The sequence below is a fragment of the Plantibacter sp. MCCC 1A11337 genome, assembly GCF_013349365.1.
GTDB classification, from domain to species: domain Bacteria; phylum Actinomycetota; class Actinomycetes; order Actinomycetales; family Microbacteriaceae; genus Plantibacter; species Plantibacter flavus_A.
Genome location: NZ_JABJWX010000001.1, coordinates 366,652 through 379,760, shown reverse-complemented (window position 1 = coordinate 379,760; position 13,109 = coordinate 366,652). Strand labels below are relative to the sequence as shown.

The window sequence follows — 13,109 nt, the reverse complement described above, 5'->3', positions numbered from 1 at the left end:
CAAGCCGAGGGACGTCAGTGGTGGAGTTCGTGGACGACGGCGTGCCCCTTGCCCCGGCTGATCAACCAACGGTTGACCGGTGTGGTGACGACGAAGGCCAGGGCGAGAGCGGCGACCAGGGAGCTCCAGAAGAGGCCGCTGGTGAGGCCGGCGTCCATCGCTCCGGGGATGGCGAGCATCGCGGTGTTGTCGATGATCTCCATGACCGCGATCGATACGGTGTCCGCGGCCAGCGCGACACCGATGGCGGCGCGCCAGGACAGGCCCGCGCGGAGCACGCCGCGCATCGTGAGCGCGTAACCGAAGACGAACGCCAGTGCGATCGAGAGCACCACGGTCCCGAGATTGTGCAGTCCGAGGCCGGTGCCGATCACCATGCCCAGCACCTCGCCGATGGCACAACCGGTGAGGCAGTGGAGGGTGGCGGTGGCGGCCATCCGCCAGGAGGTCGCATTGTCGGATGCGTGGCCGTGGCCGTGGTGGGTGTGGTCGCTCATGAGCACTCCTCGGGTTCGTCCTTCAGCCCGAACAGTACCCCTCCGGGGTATATTCCCGATGGGTGGTCCGCTCGCACGGACGTCGATGCCGGCTCAGGACGCGAGGGCGGTGTCGACCACGGAGAAGACCTCGGGATCCCAGGTGAGCGCGCGCTCCCATGGGAGGTCGAAGGCGTCGGCGAAGAAGATGCTGTGGACGTCGTCCTCGAAGGAACGGCGGACCACGCGGGGGAGGACGTCGACCGGGACGTCGTCGGCTCGGGCGCTTCGCAGGGCCACCAGACCGTCGTGTGGCCACAGCTGTCGCGGTTCGGCTGCCGTGTGGAAGTGACCCGCACCGACTGCGGTGACGGCGACGTCGTCGAGGAACCCGAGCTGCGTCGTGTTCCACTCGCGCAGGAACCGGCGGGAGACCTCGTCGGCAGCGCCCTGTGAATGCTCGGCGGCATAGCCCCTCGACCGTTCGAGGATCGTCGCGGTCCCCGCATCGCCGTGGGCGTCGTGGACCGAGACCTCGCCGGTGAGCACGTCGCCGAGGAGCGACCCCTCCCAGGGGGTGCCGAGGGTGACGAGCCGGCCGATCGACGGGCCGGAGTCGCGCAGCTCGCGGATCGCGGCACGAGAGAAGAGACCGCCCATGGAGTGGGCGACGAGGTCGATGCTCCCGAAGCCGTGTTCCTCGGACAGCCACCGCAGGAACGCGCCCAGGCTTGTCCCGCCGGCGTCGATCCCACCGACGGCGTTGACGGTCACCGCGGCGGGAAGCACGATCGGGACGTCGGCGAACCCCTGCCAACCCCTGTCCTCGTGCACCTCCCCGGCACCGATGCGTGCCGGTGCGGTGAAGACCGGAACCTCGCGCCCGAGCAGGTGGGCACGCAGCGCGGTGAGGGTGTTCCCGGCGGCGAGGCCGGACCCGGCGGCATGGTCCGGACTCGTGAACGGGGTCACGGCCGCACCCCCTGACACGAGGACGATCGCATCGGCCATGGTGCTCCCTCCGGCTGGCTACGACGTCAGCGTACTGGTCGGGCGAGGTCGATCCGCAGTGCGTTGCGACGCACGTCGTCGATCGCGGTCGCGACCGCGCCCTGCGCCACCATGTCGGCGCCGAGTTCCGACGCGACGAGCTGGGGTGGTTCAGCGCTCATGTAGCCGGGGATACGCTCCGACGCGACCGCGAGCAGCTGCGACATCGACGGGGCGATCCCACCGGCGAACACGATGCACTCCACGTCGAGCAACCCGCCCAGGATGGCGCTCATCCGCGCGATGCGATCACCCATCCGGCGCACCAGGTCGAGCGCGACCGTGTCGCCCCGGTGCGCCGCAGCGAGGACCGACTGCGCATCCACCTGCGCGACCGGTATGCGGCTGAGCTGGCTGCTCTCCGGAAGCCCGCCGCTCTCGCGGTACTCGCGACCCCAATCGCGCAGGAGCGCGGCGATGCCTCGCGATGAGCCGACGCCGTCGACGAGATCGAGGAGGTGCAGCTCGCCCGCCCGGCCGCGACCGCGGACGAGGCGACCGTCGACGACGTATCCGGCGCCGAGCCGCTCGCCCGTGACCACCGTGATGTAGGAGTCGACGCCGACGCCGGCACCGATCGCGCCCTCGGCGACGGCGGCGAGGTTCGCGTCGTTGTCGGTGACGACCGCGCAGCCGCGGTCGCGGATGCGCTCACCGAGCCGAGGGTTCATCCGATCCCAGAAGACGTTGCCCTCGGGGGACCGCCCGAGCGCGTCGATGGGGGCCGGGACGCCGAGCACGATGCAGAGTGGCGGCTTCGTACCGCTCTGCCGCACGGCCTCGTCGATCGCCGCGTCGACGGCGTCGACCCGTGCCTCAGCGGTGGCCGCCGGATCGACGGTGTGGTGCGACCTCGCGAGTTCCCGACCGCGCAGGTCTGCGGCGATGGCGGTGATGGAGTGGGCTCCGGCGTCGACACCGACGACGATCCCGGCATCGAGGCGCAGCTCGTAGCGACGGGCGGGTCGACCCTTCCGATAGGCGGCACCGGCCTGACGTGCGTCATCGAGCTCCGTCAGCCAACCCAGTCCGATGAGCTCGTCGGAGAGCGTGATCGCCGTCGATCGTGACAAGCCGGTCGCGGTGATGATGTCCGCTGCGGTGAACGCGGACGACGCCCAGGCGTGATCGAGGACGGCGGTGATGCTGGAGGAGCGCGGCTCCACTGCCCGCTCCGTCGTCGTCGCTTCCATGACCGACAACGATATCCACGATCCGAGGTCGCGCGCGGATGCCGAGCCGGGGGAGAGCGGCACGGCGCGCAGGACCGTGAACGATCACGGTGTCCGACCCGTGGCTGTCGTGACGGAACCGGTGCTTGACCAGACGTCGAACGGATGGCAGAGTTTCCGTCATCAGTTGATTTACTCTCTGTATTTAGTCAGCGGATCCATCGAGGGCTCCGCGGAAGGACAATGATGTCGAACCCACTGAAACGCGCGATACGCGCCACGGCCGGAGTGGCGGGTGTGGCGCTCCTGGCCAGCGTCCTCGTCGGTTGCTCGAGTGATGGCCGGGAGACCATCCACTTCACGTTCAGCAAGCGTGAGGCGTTCACCTTCATGAACCAGGCCGTCGAGGACTACAACGCCTCGCAGCAGCGATACGAGGTCGTCATGGACACCTCGGGGCCAGATCCGCTCGCGGCGAGCTTCGTCCGTGGCAACCCGCCGGACCTCATGCTCTCGAACTACAACCACGAGGTGTCGCGTTTCGTCGAACGGTGCGCGCTCTCCGACCTGTCCGACACCACGGCGGCGGCGTCCATCCGCGACGACCTCCAGCCGTTGCTCGACCAGTACGGCGTCTGCGAGGGACGCACGAGCGCGTTGCCCTACTCGGTGATGGCCGCCTCCGTCATCTACAACAAGACGATCTTCGCCGAGTACGGCCTCGAGGTGCCGACGACGTGGAGTGAACTGATCGCCGTCTCCGACACGCTGAAGGCGGCCGGCGTGGCGCCGTTCTACGCGACGTTCGCCGATGCCTGGACCGCCAACCAGGGCTGGTTCGACTACTCGGTCGGCGGCGCCGTCGACATCCCCGACTTCTACGACCGGCTCGCGGAGGAAGGCACCGAGGTCGGACCGGATGCTCCGGTCTCCTTCGAGAAGGACTTCCTGGAGCCCGTCGAGAAGATGCAGTTGCTCGCCAAGGAGTACACGCAGGCCGATGCGCCGAGTCGCACCTACGACGCCGGTAACGTCGCCTTCGCCGAGGGCAAGGGCGCCATGTATCTGCAGGGCCCGTGGGCGTTCAGCCAGATCGCACTCACCGCACCGGACCTCGACCTCGGGACCTTCCCGCTGCCGATGACCGAAGACCCGAAGGACCTCAAGGTCCGGGTGAACCTCGACCTCGTCACCATCATCCCCGAGGAGGCGAAGAACCCCGAGGGTGCCCGCGACTTCCTCGAGTACCTGTTCCAGCCGGAGGTCATCCAGGCCTACAACGAGTCGCAGCTCGGGTTCGTCCCGACGGACGACGGCAAGGCTCCCGACGACCCGCGAGTCGCAGGCATGATCCCGTACTACGACGACGGCGCGTTCTACCAGGGCCCGGGCGTGCTCAACCCCCGCGCCATCCCGACCGAGAACTACGCGCAGTCGCTGGTCCTCGGCACCGACGCGGCGTCGATGCTCCGCACCATGGACGCGGACTGGGCACGACTCGCGTTCCGACAGCCGCCCGTCGCGAGCAAGGAGGGTTCCGAATGAGCGCCACCACATCGATCGTGACCGGGGGCAACCCGAAGGTCCGACGCAGCACCAAACGGGTCGAACCGATCTACTACTTCTTCCTGTTCCCAGCCGTCATCCTGTTCACGCTCGCGATCACGCTCCCCGGCGTCGTCGGCATCTTCTTCAGCTTCACCGACTCCATCGGGATCGGCGACTGGGAGTTCATCGGCTTCACGAACTACATCGCCGCGTTCAGCGATCCGGCCATCCTCACGAGCTTCCTCTTCACCTTCGGATTCTCGCTCGTGACGGTCATCGCGGTGAACGTCATCGCGTTCCTGCTCGCGGTCGGCCTGACCGCGAAGATCCGCTTCAAGATGGGACTTCGCGGGATCTTCGTCATCCCGATGGTCATCTCGGGCATCATCATCGCCTACGTGTTCCAGTTCCTCTTCATGAACTCGGTGCCGGCCGCCGGCTCGGCGCTCGGGATCCCGTTCCTCGAGACGAGCATCCTCTCGAACCCGGACCTCGCCTGGCTCGGCATCGTGATCGTGACGGCATGGCAGTCGATCCCCGGCACGCTGCTCATCTACATCGCGGGTCTCCTCGCGGTCCCCGGTGACGTCTACGAGGCGGCGTCGCTCGACGGCGCGAACAAGCGCCAGCAGCTGCTGCGGATCACCCTGCCGCTGGTGATGGGCTACGTCGTGATCAACGTGATCCTCGGCTTCAAGAACTACCTGAACGCCTACGACATCATCGTCGGCCTGACCAACGGTGGCCCGGGCACCTCCACACGGAGCATCTCGATGACGATCATCCGCGGGTTCCAGACCGGTGACTACGCCTACCAGATGGCCACGGCCACCCTGTTCTTCATCATCACGATCATCATCGCCCTCGTGCAACTCTCGGCGACGCGCGGAAGGAACGCACTCTGATGGCCACGCCAACCGTGCTCAGCACCCAGTCCATCACCACGGCGAACGCCACCCCGAAGCAACGGACCAGGGGAGAGCGGGTGAGCTGGTCGACGACGATCATCCTGCTGCTCTGCGCCGTGACCGTCCTGCTCCCGCTCTACGTGACGATCTCCATGGCGTTCAAGACCGACACCCAGTCGGTCGACGGCAACGCCTTCTCGCTCCCGGCACCGTTCAGCATCGACGGCTTCGTCCAGGCGTGGACCCTCACGAAGTTCCCGGTCGGCTTCGCGATGTCGCTCCTCGTCACCGCAGGGACCGTCGTCGCGACGATCGTCCTGGCCTCCTTCGCCGCGTACGCCATCGTGCGCAACTGGGATCGCCGACTGTTCCGCTTCTCGTTCTTCTACCTGCTCGCCGCGATGTTCATCCCGTTCCCGGTCGTCGCCCTGCCGCAGATCCAGCTGACCGGTCGTGTCGGACTCGACAACCCGTTCGGGGTGATCATCCTCGCCACGATGTTCCAGCTGAGTTTCAGCGTGCTGCTGTTCACGGCTTTCCTGCGGTCGATCCCGATCGAACTCGAGGAGAGTGCGCGCATCGACGGTGCGAGCACCTGGCAGACGTTCTGGAAGCTGATCTTCCCGCTGCTGGCTCCCATGAGCGCCACAGTCGGCATCTTCGCGTTCCTCTACGCCTGGAACGACTTCATGATGCCGTCGCTCATCATCTCGGACGCGGGGCTCCAGACCCTCCCGGTGCGACAGAACCTCTTCCAGACCCAGTTCAGCAGCAACTACAACGTCGCCTTCGCCTCGTACCTGATGGCGATGGCCCCCGCGATCATCGCCTACCTGTTCGCGCAGCGTTGGGTGATGTCGGGCGTCACCCAGGGTGCTGTCAAGGGGTGACCCGTCCGACAGACCGACCGACACCGGACCCATCCACCACGAGAAAGCCCGAGGACCACGCCGTCATGACCGACGCACCACTCGTCGACACCGACACCGACTCCGCCGACGCCCGGCGGACGGCCGACGCCACCTGGTGGCGTCAGGCCGCCGTGTACCAGATCTACCCGCGGAGCTTCGCCGACGCGGACGGGGACGGTCTCGGCGACCTGCCGGGCATCCGCTCCCGGGTCGACTACCTCACCGAGCTCGGGATCGACGCGATCTGGCTCAGTCCGTTCTATCCCTCGGCGCTGGCCGACGGCGGGTACGACGTCGCGGACTACCGCGACGTCGACCCCCGGCTCGGCACACTGGAGGACTTCGACGAACTGATCGTCGCACTGCACGAGCGCGGTATCCGGGTCATCGTCGACATCGTGCCGAACCACACCTCGGACCTGCACGCGTGGTTCCAGGAGGCGCTCACCTCCGGTCGCGGGTCGGTGGCTCGCGACCGGTACGTCTTCCGCGAGGGGAAGGGCGCATCAGGCGAGGAACCGCCCACCGACTGGGAGTCGGTCTTCGGCGGCCCCGCCTGGGAGCGGGTCGAGGACGGCCAGTGGTACTTCCACAATTTCGCCACCGAGCAGCCGGACCTCAACTGGGACCACCCCGAGGTCCGCGCCGACTTCCTGAAGACCCTGCGGTTCTGGTCGGATCGCGGCGTGGACGGTTTCCGGATCGACGTCGCGCACATGCTCACGAAGGATCTCTCCGAGCCGCTGCCGAGTCGCGCTGAACTGGATCTCATGCCACAGGACGGCAACCATCCGCTGCTCGACCGCGACGACGTGCACGAGGTGTACGCCGAGTGGCGGCGGGTGTTCGAGGAGTACGACCCGCCGCGCACCGCCGTCGCCGAAGCGTGGGTGGGTTCGCCCGAGCGTCGGGCGAAGTACGCATCGGCGGAGGGACTCGGCCAGGCCTTCAACTTCGACCTGCTCGAGGCGGACTTCGATGCCGCCGAGTTCCGCACGGTCATCACCGACAACCTGGCACAGGCGGCGGAGACGGGGTCGTCGACGACGTGGGTGCTGTCCAACCACGATGTGACCCGTCACGCCACGCGGTACGGACTCCCACCCCTGGCCGGGCGGCCGGTGAAGCAGGGCACCGAGTGGGTCGCGGCGGGTGGTCCCGAGTCCGACATCGATCGCGACCAGGGCCTCAGACGCGCCAGAGCGGCGACGCTCCTGCTCCTCGGGCTTCCCGGGAGCACCTACCTCTACCAGGGCGAGGAGCTCGGTCTGCAGGAGGTCGCCGCGATCACCGCGGAGCAGCGCCAGGACCCCGCGTTCTTCCGCGGCGGCGAGTACGACGGGCTGGGTCGCGACGGCTGCCGCGTACCGCTGCCCTGGTCGGCGCAGGGTCCGTCGTTCGGATTCGGAGGTGCGGTCGCGCACCTGCCGCAACCGACCTGGTTCGCCGAGTACGCGGTCGATGTCGAGGCTGCGGATCCGAACTCGACGCTCTCGCTCTACCGTGAGGCACTCCGGCTGCGACGACTGCTGCAGACCGAGGAGCGCCTCGAGTGGATCGAGACGGGGCGGCCGGACGTCGTCCGATTCGTGCGGCCGAACGGTTGGCAGGTCCTGACGAACTTCGGGACCGAGCCGTTCCCGCTCGAGGCGGAACACGACGCCGTCGTGCTGGGCTCCCTCCAAGCCGGTTCGGTCCCGGGGGAGTCCACCGTGTGGACCATGCCCGGCGTCCTGTCGGAGTGACGCGCTCAGTCGACGCGTCGGACCGTCACCCCGAGCGATTGGATGCCCGATGCGACGTTCGGGCTGAGACCCGAGTCGGTGACGATGAGGTCGAACCGGGAGAGGTCGACGACCTTGTACTTGGCGAAGGAACCGTACTTGGAACTCCCGGCGACGAGGACGTTCTCGGACGAGACCGACATGGCCGCGTGCTTCACCTCGACCTTGGACTCCGCGGGAGTGGTCAGCCCGCGCTTCAGGTCCCACGAGCTCGTGGAGACGAAGGCCACGTCCACGGCGAGCTGACGGATCATCTCCGCGGCGAGTCGCCCGACGGTGGACTGGTTCGCGAGGTCGACGCGTCCCCCGACGCTGATGAGTTCGATGGACGGGTGGTCGATGAGTTCGCGCACGATCGCGAAGTCGTTGGTCACGACGGTCAGATCCCGGCGTACGGCGAGATGCGGCACCATCGCGAGCATCGTCGTGCCGGCGTCGAGGTAGATCGTCGACCCGTCGGTCACGAGTTCCGCGGCCGCCGCGGCCATCGCGCTCTTCTCGCCGGCGTCGACCAGCGCCTTCTCGGCGTGGCTCGGCTCGGCGAGGAGACGACTGGCGATCTTCGCGCCACCCGGGACGGAGAGCGCGCGGCCCTCCTCCTCGAGCGCCGCGACGTCGCGCCGGATCGTCATGTGGCTGACCTCCAGCAGGCTCGCCAGCTGGGGGAAGCTCAGGACCTGCTCGCGTCGCAGGTGTTTGACGATGAGCTCGCGTCGCTGCTCGGGGATGAGATGGGCGAGATCTCCGGTGTCGGTGGTCATCGTCTCCTCGTCATCCGTCGGCGTGCGGTCCACGTTATCGGCTGTCGGGCGTCCACGACGATCCGTAACGTGCGGTGAGGTCCGCGATCTCCGCCTCGTCGAGCAGGCGACGTCGCTGACCGGCGGTCATGAGGGTGATGCGCGACGCCTCCTCGACCTCGATCGCCGCGTCGATGGCGGTGGCGAGGTCGCGTCCGCTCGTGAGCTGCCCGTGGTTCTGCAGCAGCGCAGCGTGGAACGGGAACGTGAGGACGGTCAGGAGATCGGCGAGTTCCGGCGAACCCGGCGCGCGGTAGGGGACGAGCGGGGTCTGGCCGGCGCGCATGACGAAATAGGGAGTGAGCGGCGGGAGCGCGCTGTGCGGAGCCCACGGCTCGAGGCAGGAGGCGGCGACGGCCTGCGGCGAGTGGACGTGCACGATGGCGCGATGCTCCGGGTTCTTGCGATAGAGCGCGAGGTGCAACGACGCCTCCTTGGAGGGCTTGTCGCCGCCGACCCATTCGCCGTGGGCGTCGAGCACCGCGAGCCGGTCCGGGTCCAGTGCGCCGAGAACGGCACCACCTGGCGTGATGAGTATGGTGCCGTCGGTCGCGCGAGCGCTGAGGTTGCCGCTGCTGCCCGGGCTGAGCCCGGCGGCGACGACGGCGGCGCCCGCGGCGACGAGGTCGGACGCGAGCTGGGTCCTGGTGGCGGACACGGGATCGTGGAGGCCGAGGCTCATGCGTGCAGTTCCTTCCAGGCGGCGGAGAAGAGGTCCTCGTCACCGAAGTTCCCCGATTTCAAGGCGACGTTGACGGCGATGCCGGTACCGGCCCGGTCGGTGACGCCCGACGCCCAACAGACCCCGGCAGCGATGCGCGGTCCGATGACGAGTTCGTCGAGGCCGAGTGCCGACACCACGGCGCCGGAGGTCTCGCCGCCGGCGACGACGAGCCGGGTGAAGCCCGCCTCCGCGCCCACGAGACGCACGGCGAGCGCGGACAGCAGCCGTTCGACCGCCGCGGCGGCCTCGGGGGAGGAGACCACGTCCGCGGGATCGGCCACCGCGTGGACGAGCACCGGGCCGTCCTCGGGCTGTTGCACCGCCCAGGCGGCGATCGCGTCGAGCTCGCCGTCGGGGTCGATGGCGAGCGCTCCGACATCGACCTTCCGGTGCGGCATGCGCTCTGCGGCGTGCCTGACCTGACCCTGGGTCGCGCTCGAGGCGCTCCCGGCGAGGATGAGCCGGCGGCCGACGGTCACCGCCATCGGCGCGGCGGACCGCGGCGCCTGCGGTTCGAGCCCGAGGGCGAGACCGGACCCGCCGGAGATGAGTCGTGCGTCGGCGGTCGCCGCCGCGATGGTCGAGAGGTGGTGGTCGGACGTCGCGTCGACGACGAGGTAGTCGGCGTCGCTGGCCGCGATGGCCTCGAGCAGCGCTCCTGCGCCGGCGTCGACGGTCGCGGTGTGGATCTCGGCGATCGTGCGGGTGGTCTGCGGGCGCAGCAGCTCGGAGACCCGTGACCGTGTCATCGGGGTGAGGGGATGCGTGCGCATGGACGAATCCTCGAGCCGGACGCCGTGCACCTCCAGGATGCCGTCGCGGACGGTGCGCCCGTTGTCGGGGAAGGACGGGACGACGACGGTCCGGTCCATCTCCAGGGCTTCGGCGAGTGCATCCAGGATCGGTCCGATGTTGCCGGCGTCGGTGGAGTCGAACGTCGAGCAGTACTTGTCGTAGATGCGTTCCGCGCCGAGCGTGCGCAGCGCTCCGAGAGCCCGCAGTGAGGCGTCGACGGCCGCCGACACGGGGGCGGTCCGCGTCTTCAACGCCACGACGACCGCCTCGTACTCGCTCAGGCGTGCGCGCACGCTCGGATCCTGTTCGATGGCGTCGAGTCCGCGCTCGGTCACGACGACCACGTCGAAGCCGTGTCCGGCGAGGTTGGTCGCGAGGTCGGTCGCTCCCGTGAAATCGTCGGCTATACCGCCCAGGTGGGTCATCCGGTGCCTCTCGTCCTCCGCGCGGTGGTGGGTTGGTCACGGCCCGCGTCGGTGTGAATATCTGTGTCGATAATTGACAATAGTATAAATCAGTCATAGTTTGTGTGAATCGATGTGAAGCGTGATGTTCGCGCGCCGTCGTTCAGAGAGGAACCCGACACACGATGTCTCACCCAGCAGCTTCAATCATCACGAAGACCGACGGCGGACCCATCGCGGTCGCCATCACGGGCGCGAGCGGTGGGTTCGGTCGGACCTTCCTCGCGCAGCTCAAGCGACTCGAGACCATGCGCGCCTCCGTTCTCGTGGACCTCGACCTCGAAGCGGCGTCATCGCTGCTGAACGAGCTCGGGTACCCGGACACCTCCTGGTCGATCTGTCGCGATGCGGTCGAGGTGTCCAACGCCGTCGCGGGCGGCCGGCTCGCGCTCGTCGACGACATCGAGCTCCTCACCGCGGAGGCGTATGACGTCCTCGTCGAGGCCACCGGCAGCACCCGGGCCGGGTTCACGTTCGCCGAGCGTGCCATCGATCAGGGCCGCCACGTCATCATGGTGAGCAAGGAGGTCGAGAGCCTGTCCGGGGTGTACCTCGCCGATCGGGCGAAGCAAGCCGGTGTCGCCTACCTCCCTGGAATGGGCGATCAGCCTGCGAACCTGCTCGCGCTGCTCGGATGGGTGAAGGCCGTCGGCCTGCCGGTCGTCGCGGTCGGCAAGTCCAGCGAGTACGACCTCGTCTTCGATCCATCGACCGGTGTCGTCCGTCAGCTCGACGCCGAGCTGCACGCGCCGGAACTCGCCGAGCTGCTCACCCTCGGTGACGACCGCACCGCGACCCTCGACGCCCGCGCGAAGGCGGTCGCCGGGTTCAAGCGGGCGGCCGCGGCCGACTCCTGCGAGATGGCCGTCGTCTCCCAGTACTCGGGACACGTGCCCGACGTCGAGACCATGCACTACCCCGTCGCCCGGCCCGACGAACTGGCCGACGTCTACGCCCTCCGCGAGCACGGGGGACTCCTCGGCCGGACCGGGGCCGCGGACGTCTTCAGCATGCTCCGGCTCCCGGGCGAGGCCAGTTTCGCCGGGGGTGAGTTCGTCATCGTCGAGACGGGCGACGCCGCCACCTGGGAGACGCTGCGGCAGAAGGGGCACGTCGTGAGCCGCGACGGACGATACGCGTGCATCTTCTCGCCATACCACCTGATGGGCGTCGAGACCCCGCTGTCCGTCCTCGAAGCGGTGTCCGGACACCGCGTGCCCGCCGAGCCTCGGCAGTACTCGACCCTCACCGGCCGCGCCGAGCGCGACCTCCCCGCGGGCGCGGCGCTCCAGGTCGCCGGGCACCACCACGAGATCGACGGCGTCGCACCCGTGCTCCGGGCGACCGCCGACACCGCTCCCGACGTCGCGCCGTTCTACCTCCTCGACCGCACCAGGCTCGCCCGCCCCGTCGCAGCCGGCGAACTCATCACCCTGCAGGACATCGACGGGTTCGACCAGCGTCTCTGGGACGCGTTCGCCGTCGGCCGGGAGCTCGGCGCATGACGCATGTCGACCCTCGCGGAATCCGCATCCTCGACGCGCACCACCACTTCTGGGACTTCGAGGGCCCCGGCTACTACCCCTGGCTCCAGGGTGAGTACAACGACCGGTTCTTCCTCGGCGACTACACGGGGATGCTCCACACCTTCCTGCCCGCCCAGTACCGGGAGGCGACGAAGGGGTATCGCGTCATCGGCACGGTCCACGTCGAGGCCGAACGCTCCCGTGAGCAGGAGGTCGACGAGAGCCGGTTCCTGGACCGCCTGCACCGCGAAGACCCGAGGTTCCCGGCCGCGGCCGTGGCCCACGCGTCCCTCGCTCGCCCGGACCTCGGCGACGTGCTCGCCGAGCACGCCGAGATCGGGCTCATCCGGGGCATCCGCTCGAAGCCCGTGACCTCGGCCACCGCGGCGGAGGCCGAGACGATCGCCGGAGCCCCGGGGACGATGCAGGACCCCGTGTGGCTCGCCGGTCTCGCCGAACTCGAGCGGTACGGCTTCTCCTGGGACCTCCGGGTGCCCTACTGGCATCTCGCAGCGGCAGCGGACGTCGTCCGCGAGCTGCCCGGGATCCCCGTGATCGTCAACCACTGCGGGCTGCCGCTCGACCGGTCCGACGCCGGACTCGACGTCTGGCGCCGGGGCATGCGCGCGCTCGCAGCCCTGCCCAACACCACGGTCAAGGTGTCCGAGCTCGGCCTGCCGCGCAACCGTTGGGAGCGCGAGTCGAACGAACGCGTCGTCGCGGAGACCGTCGAGGTCTTCGGAGTCGACCGGTCGATGTTCGCTTCGAACCTCCCGGTCGCCACGCTGACCGCTCCGAGCTTCGGCGAGGTCGTCGACACCGTACTCAGCGGTCTGTCGGGCGCCTCTGACGACGATCTCGACCAGCTCTTCGCCCGGACGGCAGCGCGGGTGTACCGCGTCCCGCTCGACGACTGACCCGCACCACCACCCCCGATCCGCAGCAACCCGA

General features: G+C 68.7%; 12 protein-coding genes. 6 read left to right on the top strand and 6 right to left on the bottom strand.

Annotated elements, in window-relative coordinates:
* Window positions 1-14: 14 nt before the first annotated feature.
* The 3 genes from HOW07_RS01730 to HOW07_RS01720 form a co-directional block, all read right to left on the bottom strand.
* Window positions 15-497: a DUF4396 domain-containing protein gene (locus HOW07_RS01730; RefSeq protein ID WP_175115914.1), complete on the bottom strand. Its 483-nt coding sequence runs from the start codon at window positions 495-497 to the stop codon at window positions 15-17.
* A gap of 93 nt (window positions 498-590) precedes the next feature.
* Entirely contained in the window at window positions 591-1,487 is an 897-nt protein-coding gene (locus tag HOW07_RS01725) for a triacylglycerol lipase (RefSeq protein WP_121290850.1), read from the bottom strand.
* Between the two features lie 26 nt (window positions 1,488-1,513).
* Window positions 1,514-2,719 carry an ROK family protein gene (locus HOW07_RS01720; protein ID WP_175115913.1) on the bottom strand — a complete coding sequence of 402 codons (1,206 nt, stop codon included), beginning with the start codon at window positions 2,717-2,719 and terminating at the stop codon, window positions 1,514-1,516.
* A 225-nt stretch (window positions 2,720-2,944) separates the two neighbouring features.
* Here HOW07_RS01720 and HOW07_RS01715 point away from each other — a divergent pair, with 225 nt between their 5' ends.
* From HOW07_RS01715 to HOW07_RS01700, 4 genes are all read left to right on the top strand, one after another.
* Entirely contained in the window at window positions 2,945-4,243 is a 1,299-nt protein-coding gene (locus HOW07_RS01715; protein ID WP_175115912.1) for an extracellular solute-binding protein, read from the top strand.
* Entirely contained in the window at window positions 4,240-5,151 is a 912-nt protein-coding gene (locus tag HOW07_RS01710; protein ID WP_079002413.1) for a carbohydrate ABC transporter permease, read from the top strand. The genes HOW07_RS01715 and HOW07_RS01710 overlap by 4 nt, the downstream gene beginning before the upstream one ends.
* Window positions 5,151-6,044: a carbohydrate ABC transporter permease gene (locus HOW07_RS01705; RefSeq protein WP_121290846.1), complete on the top strand. Its 894-nt coding sequence runs from the start codon at window positions 5,151-5,153 to the stop codon at window positions 6,042-6,044. The genes HOW07_RS01710 and HOW07_RS01705 overlap by 1 nt, the downstream gene beginning before the upstream one ends.
* Before the next feature lie 65 nt (window positions 6,045-6,109).
* Complete coding sequence (locus tag HOW07_RS01700) at window positions 6,110-7,810, top strand: glycoside hydrolase family 13 protein (protein WP_121290844.1); 1,701 nt, start codon at window positions 6,110-6,112, stop codon at window positions 7,808-7,810.
* A 5-nt stretch (window positions 7,811-7,815) separates the two neighbouring features.
* On the opposite strand, the gene HOW07_RS01695 is transcribed toward HOW07_RS01700, so the two are convergent.
* The 3 genes from HOW07_RS01695 to otnK are packed head-to-tail and all read right to left on the bottom strand — an operon-like array spanning window position 7,816 to window position 10,593.
* Complete coding sequence (locus tag HOW07_RS01695; RefSeq protein ID WP_064293873.1) at window positions 7,816-8,610, bottom strand: DeoR/GlpR family DNA-binding transcription regulator; 795 nt, start codon at window positions 8,608-8,610, stop codon at window positions 7,816-7,818.
* Window positions 8,611-8,644: 34 nt separating this feature from the next.
* Window positions 8,645-9,331, bottom strand: a complete 687-nt coding sequence (locus HOW07_RS01690; RefSeq protein ID WP_175115911.1) for a class II aldolase/adducin family protein — start codon at window positions 9,329-9,331, stop codon at window positions 8,645-8,647.
* Window positions 9,328-10,593 carry a 3-oxo-tetronate kinase gene (otnK, locus tag HOW07_RS01685; protein ID WP_175115910.1) on the bottom strand — a complete coding sequence of 422 codons (1,266 nt, stop codon included), beginning with the start codon at window positions 10,591-10,593 and terminating at the stop codon, window positions 9,328-9,330. Before otnK ends, HOW07_RS01690 begins: the two co-directional genes overlap by 4 nt.
* A gap of 164 nt (window positions 10,594-10,757) precedes the next feature.
* On the opposite strand from otnK, the gene HOW07_RS01680 reads away from it, so the two are divergent.
* A complete protein-coding gene (locus HOW07_RS01680; RefSeq protein WP_175115909.1) occupies window positions 10,758-12,137 on the top strand; it encodes a homoserine dehydrogenase in 1,380 nt (459 codons plus the stop codon).
* Complete coding sequence (locus tag HOW07_RS01675; RefSeq protein ID WP_175115908.1) at window positions 12,134-13,075, top strand: amidohydrolase; 942 nt, start codon at window positions 12,134-12,136, stop codon at window positions 13,073-13,075. Before HOW07_RS01680 ends, HOW07_RS01675 begins: the two co-directional genes overlap by 4 nt.
* The last annotated feature ends 34 nt before the right edge of the window (window positions 13,076-13,109 follow it).

What these genes read in the sequence shown, in the direction of transcription:
- HOW07_RS01710 (WP_079002413.1), top strand. Translation starts at nt 4,240, where the DNA reads ATGAGCGCCACCACATCGATCGTGACCGGGGGCAACCCGAAGGTCCGA.
- HOW07_RS01720 (WP_175115913.1), bottom strand. Translation starts at nt 2,719, where the DNA reads ATGGAAGCGACGACGACGGAGCGGGCAGTGGAGCCGCGCTCCTCCAGC.
- HOW07_RS01675 (WP_175115908.1), top strand. Translation starts at nt 12,134, where the DNA reads ATGACGCATGTCGACCCTCGCGGAATCCGCATCCTCGACGCGCACCAC.
- HOW07_RS01680 (WP_175115909.1), top strand. Translation starts at nt 10,758, where the DNA reads ATGTCTCACCCAGCAGCTTCAATCATCACGAAGACCGACGGCGGACCC.
- HOW07_RS01715 (WP_175115912.1), top strand. Translation starts at nt 2,945, where the DNA reads ATGTCGAACCCACTGAAACGCGCGATACGCGCCACGGCCGGAGTGGCG.
- otnK (WP_175115910.1), bottom strand. Translation starts at nt 10,593, where the DNA reads ATGACCCACCTGGGCGGTATAGCCGACGATTTCACGGGAGCGACCGAC.
- HOW07_RS01700 (WP_121290844.1), top strand. Translation starts at nt 6,110, where the DNA reads ATGACCGACGCACCACTCGTCGACACCGACACCGACTCCGCCGACGCC.
- HOW07_RS01705 (WP_121290846.1), top strand. Translation starts at nt 5,151, where the DNA reads ATGGCCACGCCAACCGTGCTCAGCACCCAGTCCATCACCACGGCGAAC.
- HOW07_RS01690 (WP_175115911.1), bottom strand. Translation starts at nt 9,331, where the DNA reads ATGAGCCTCGGCCTCCACGATCCCGTGTCCGCCACCAGGACCCAGCTC.
- HOW07_RS01695 (WP_064293873.1), bottom strand. Translation starts at nt 8,610, where the DNA reads ATGACCACCGACACCGGAGATCTCGCCCATCTCATCCCCGAGCAGCGA.
- HOW07_RS01725 (WP_121290850.1), bottom strand. Translation starts at nt 1,487, where the DNA reads ATGGCCGATGCGATCGTCCTCGTGTCAGGGGGTGCGGCCGTGACCCCG.
- HOW07_RS01730 (WP_175115914.1), bottom strand. Translation starts at nt 497, where the DNA reads ATGAGCGACCACACCCACCACGGCCACGGCCACGCATCCGACAATGCG.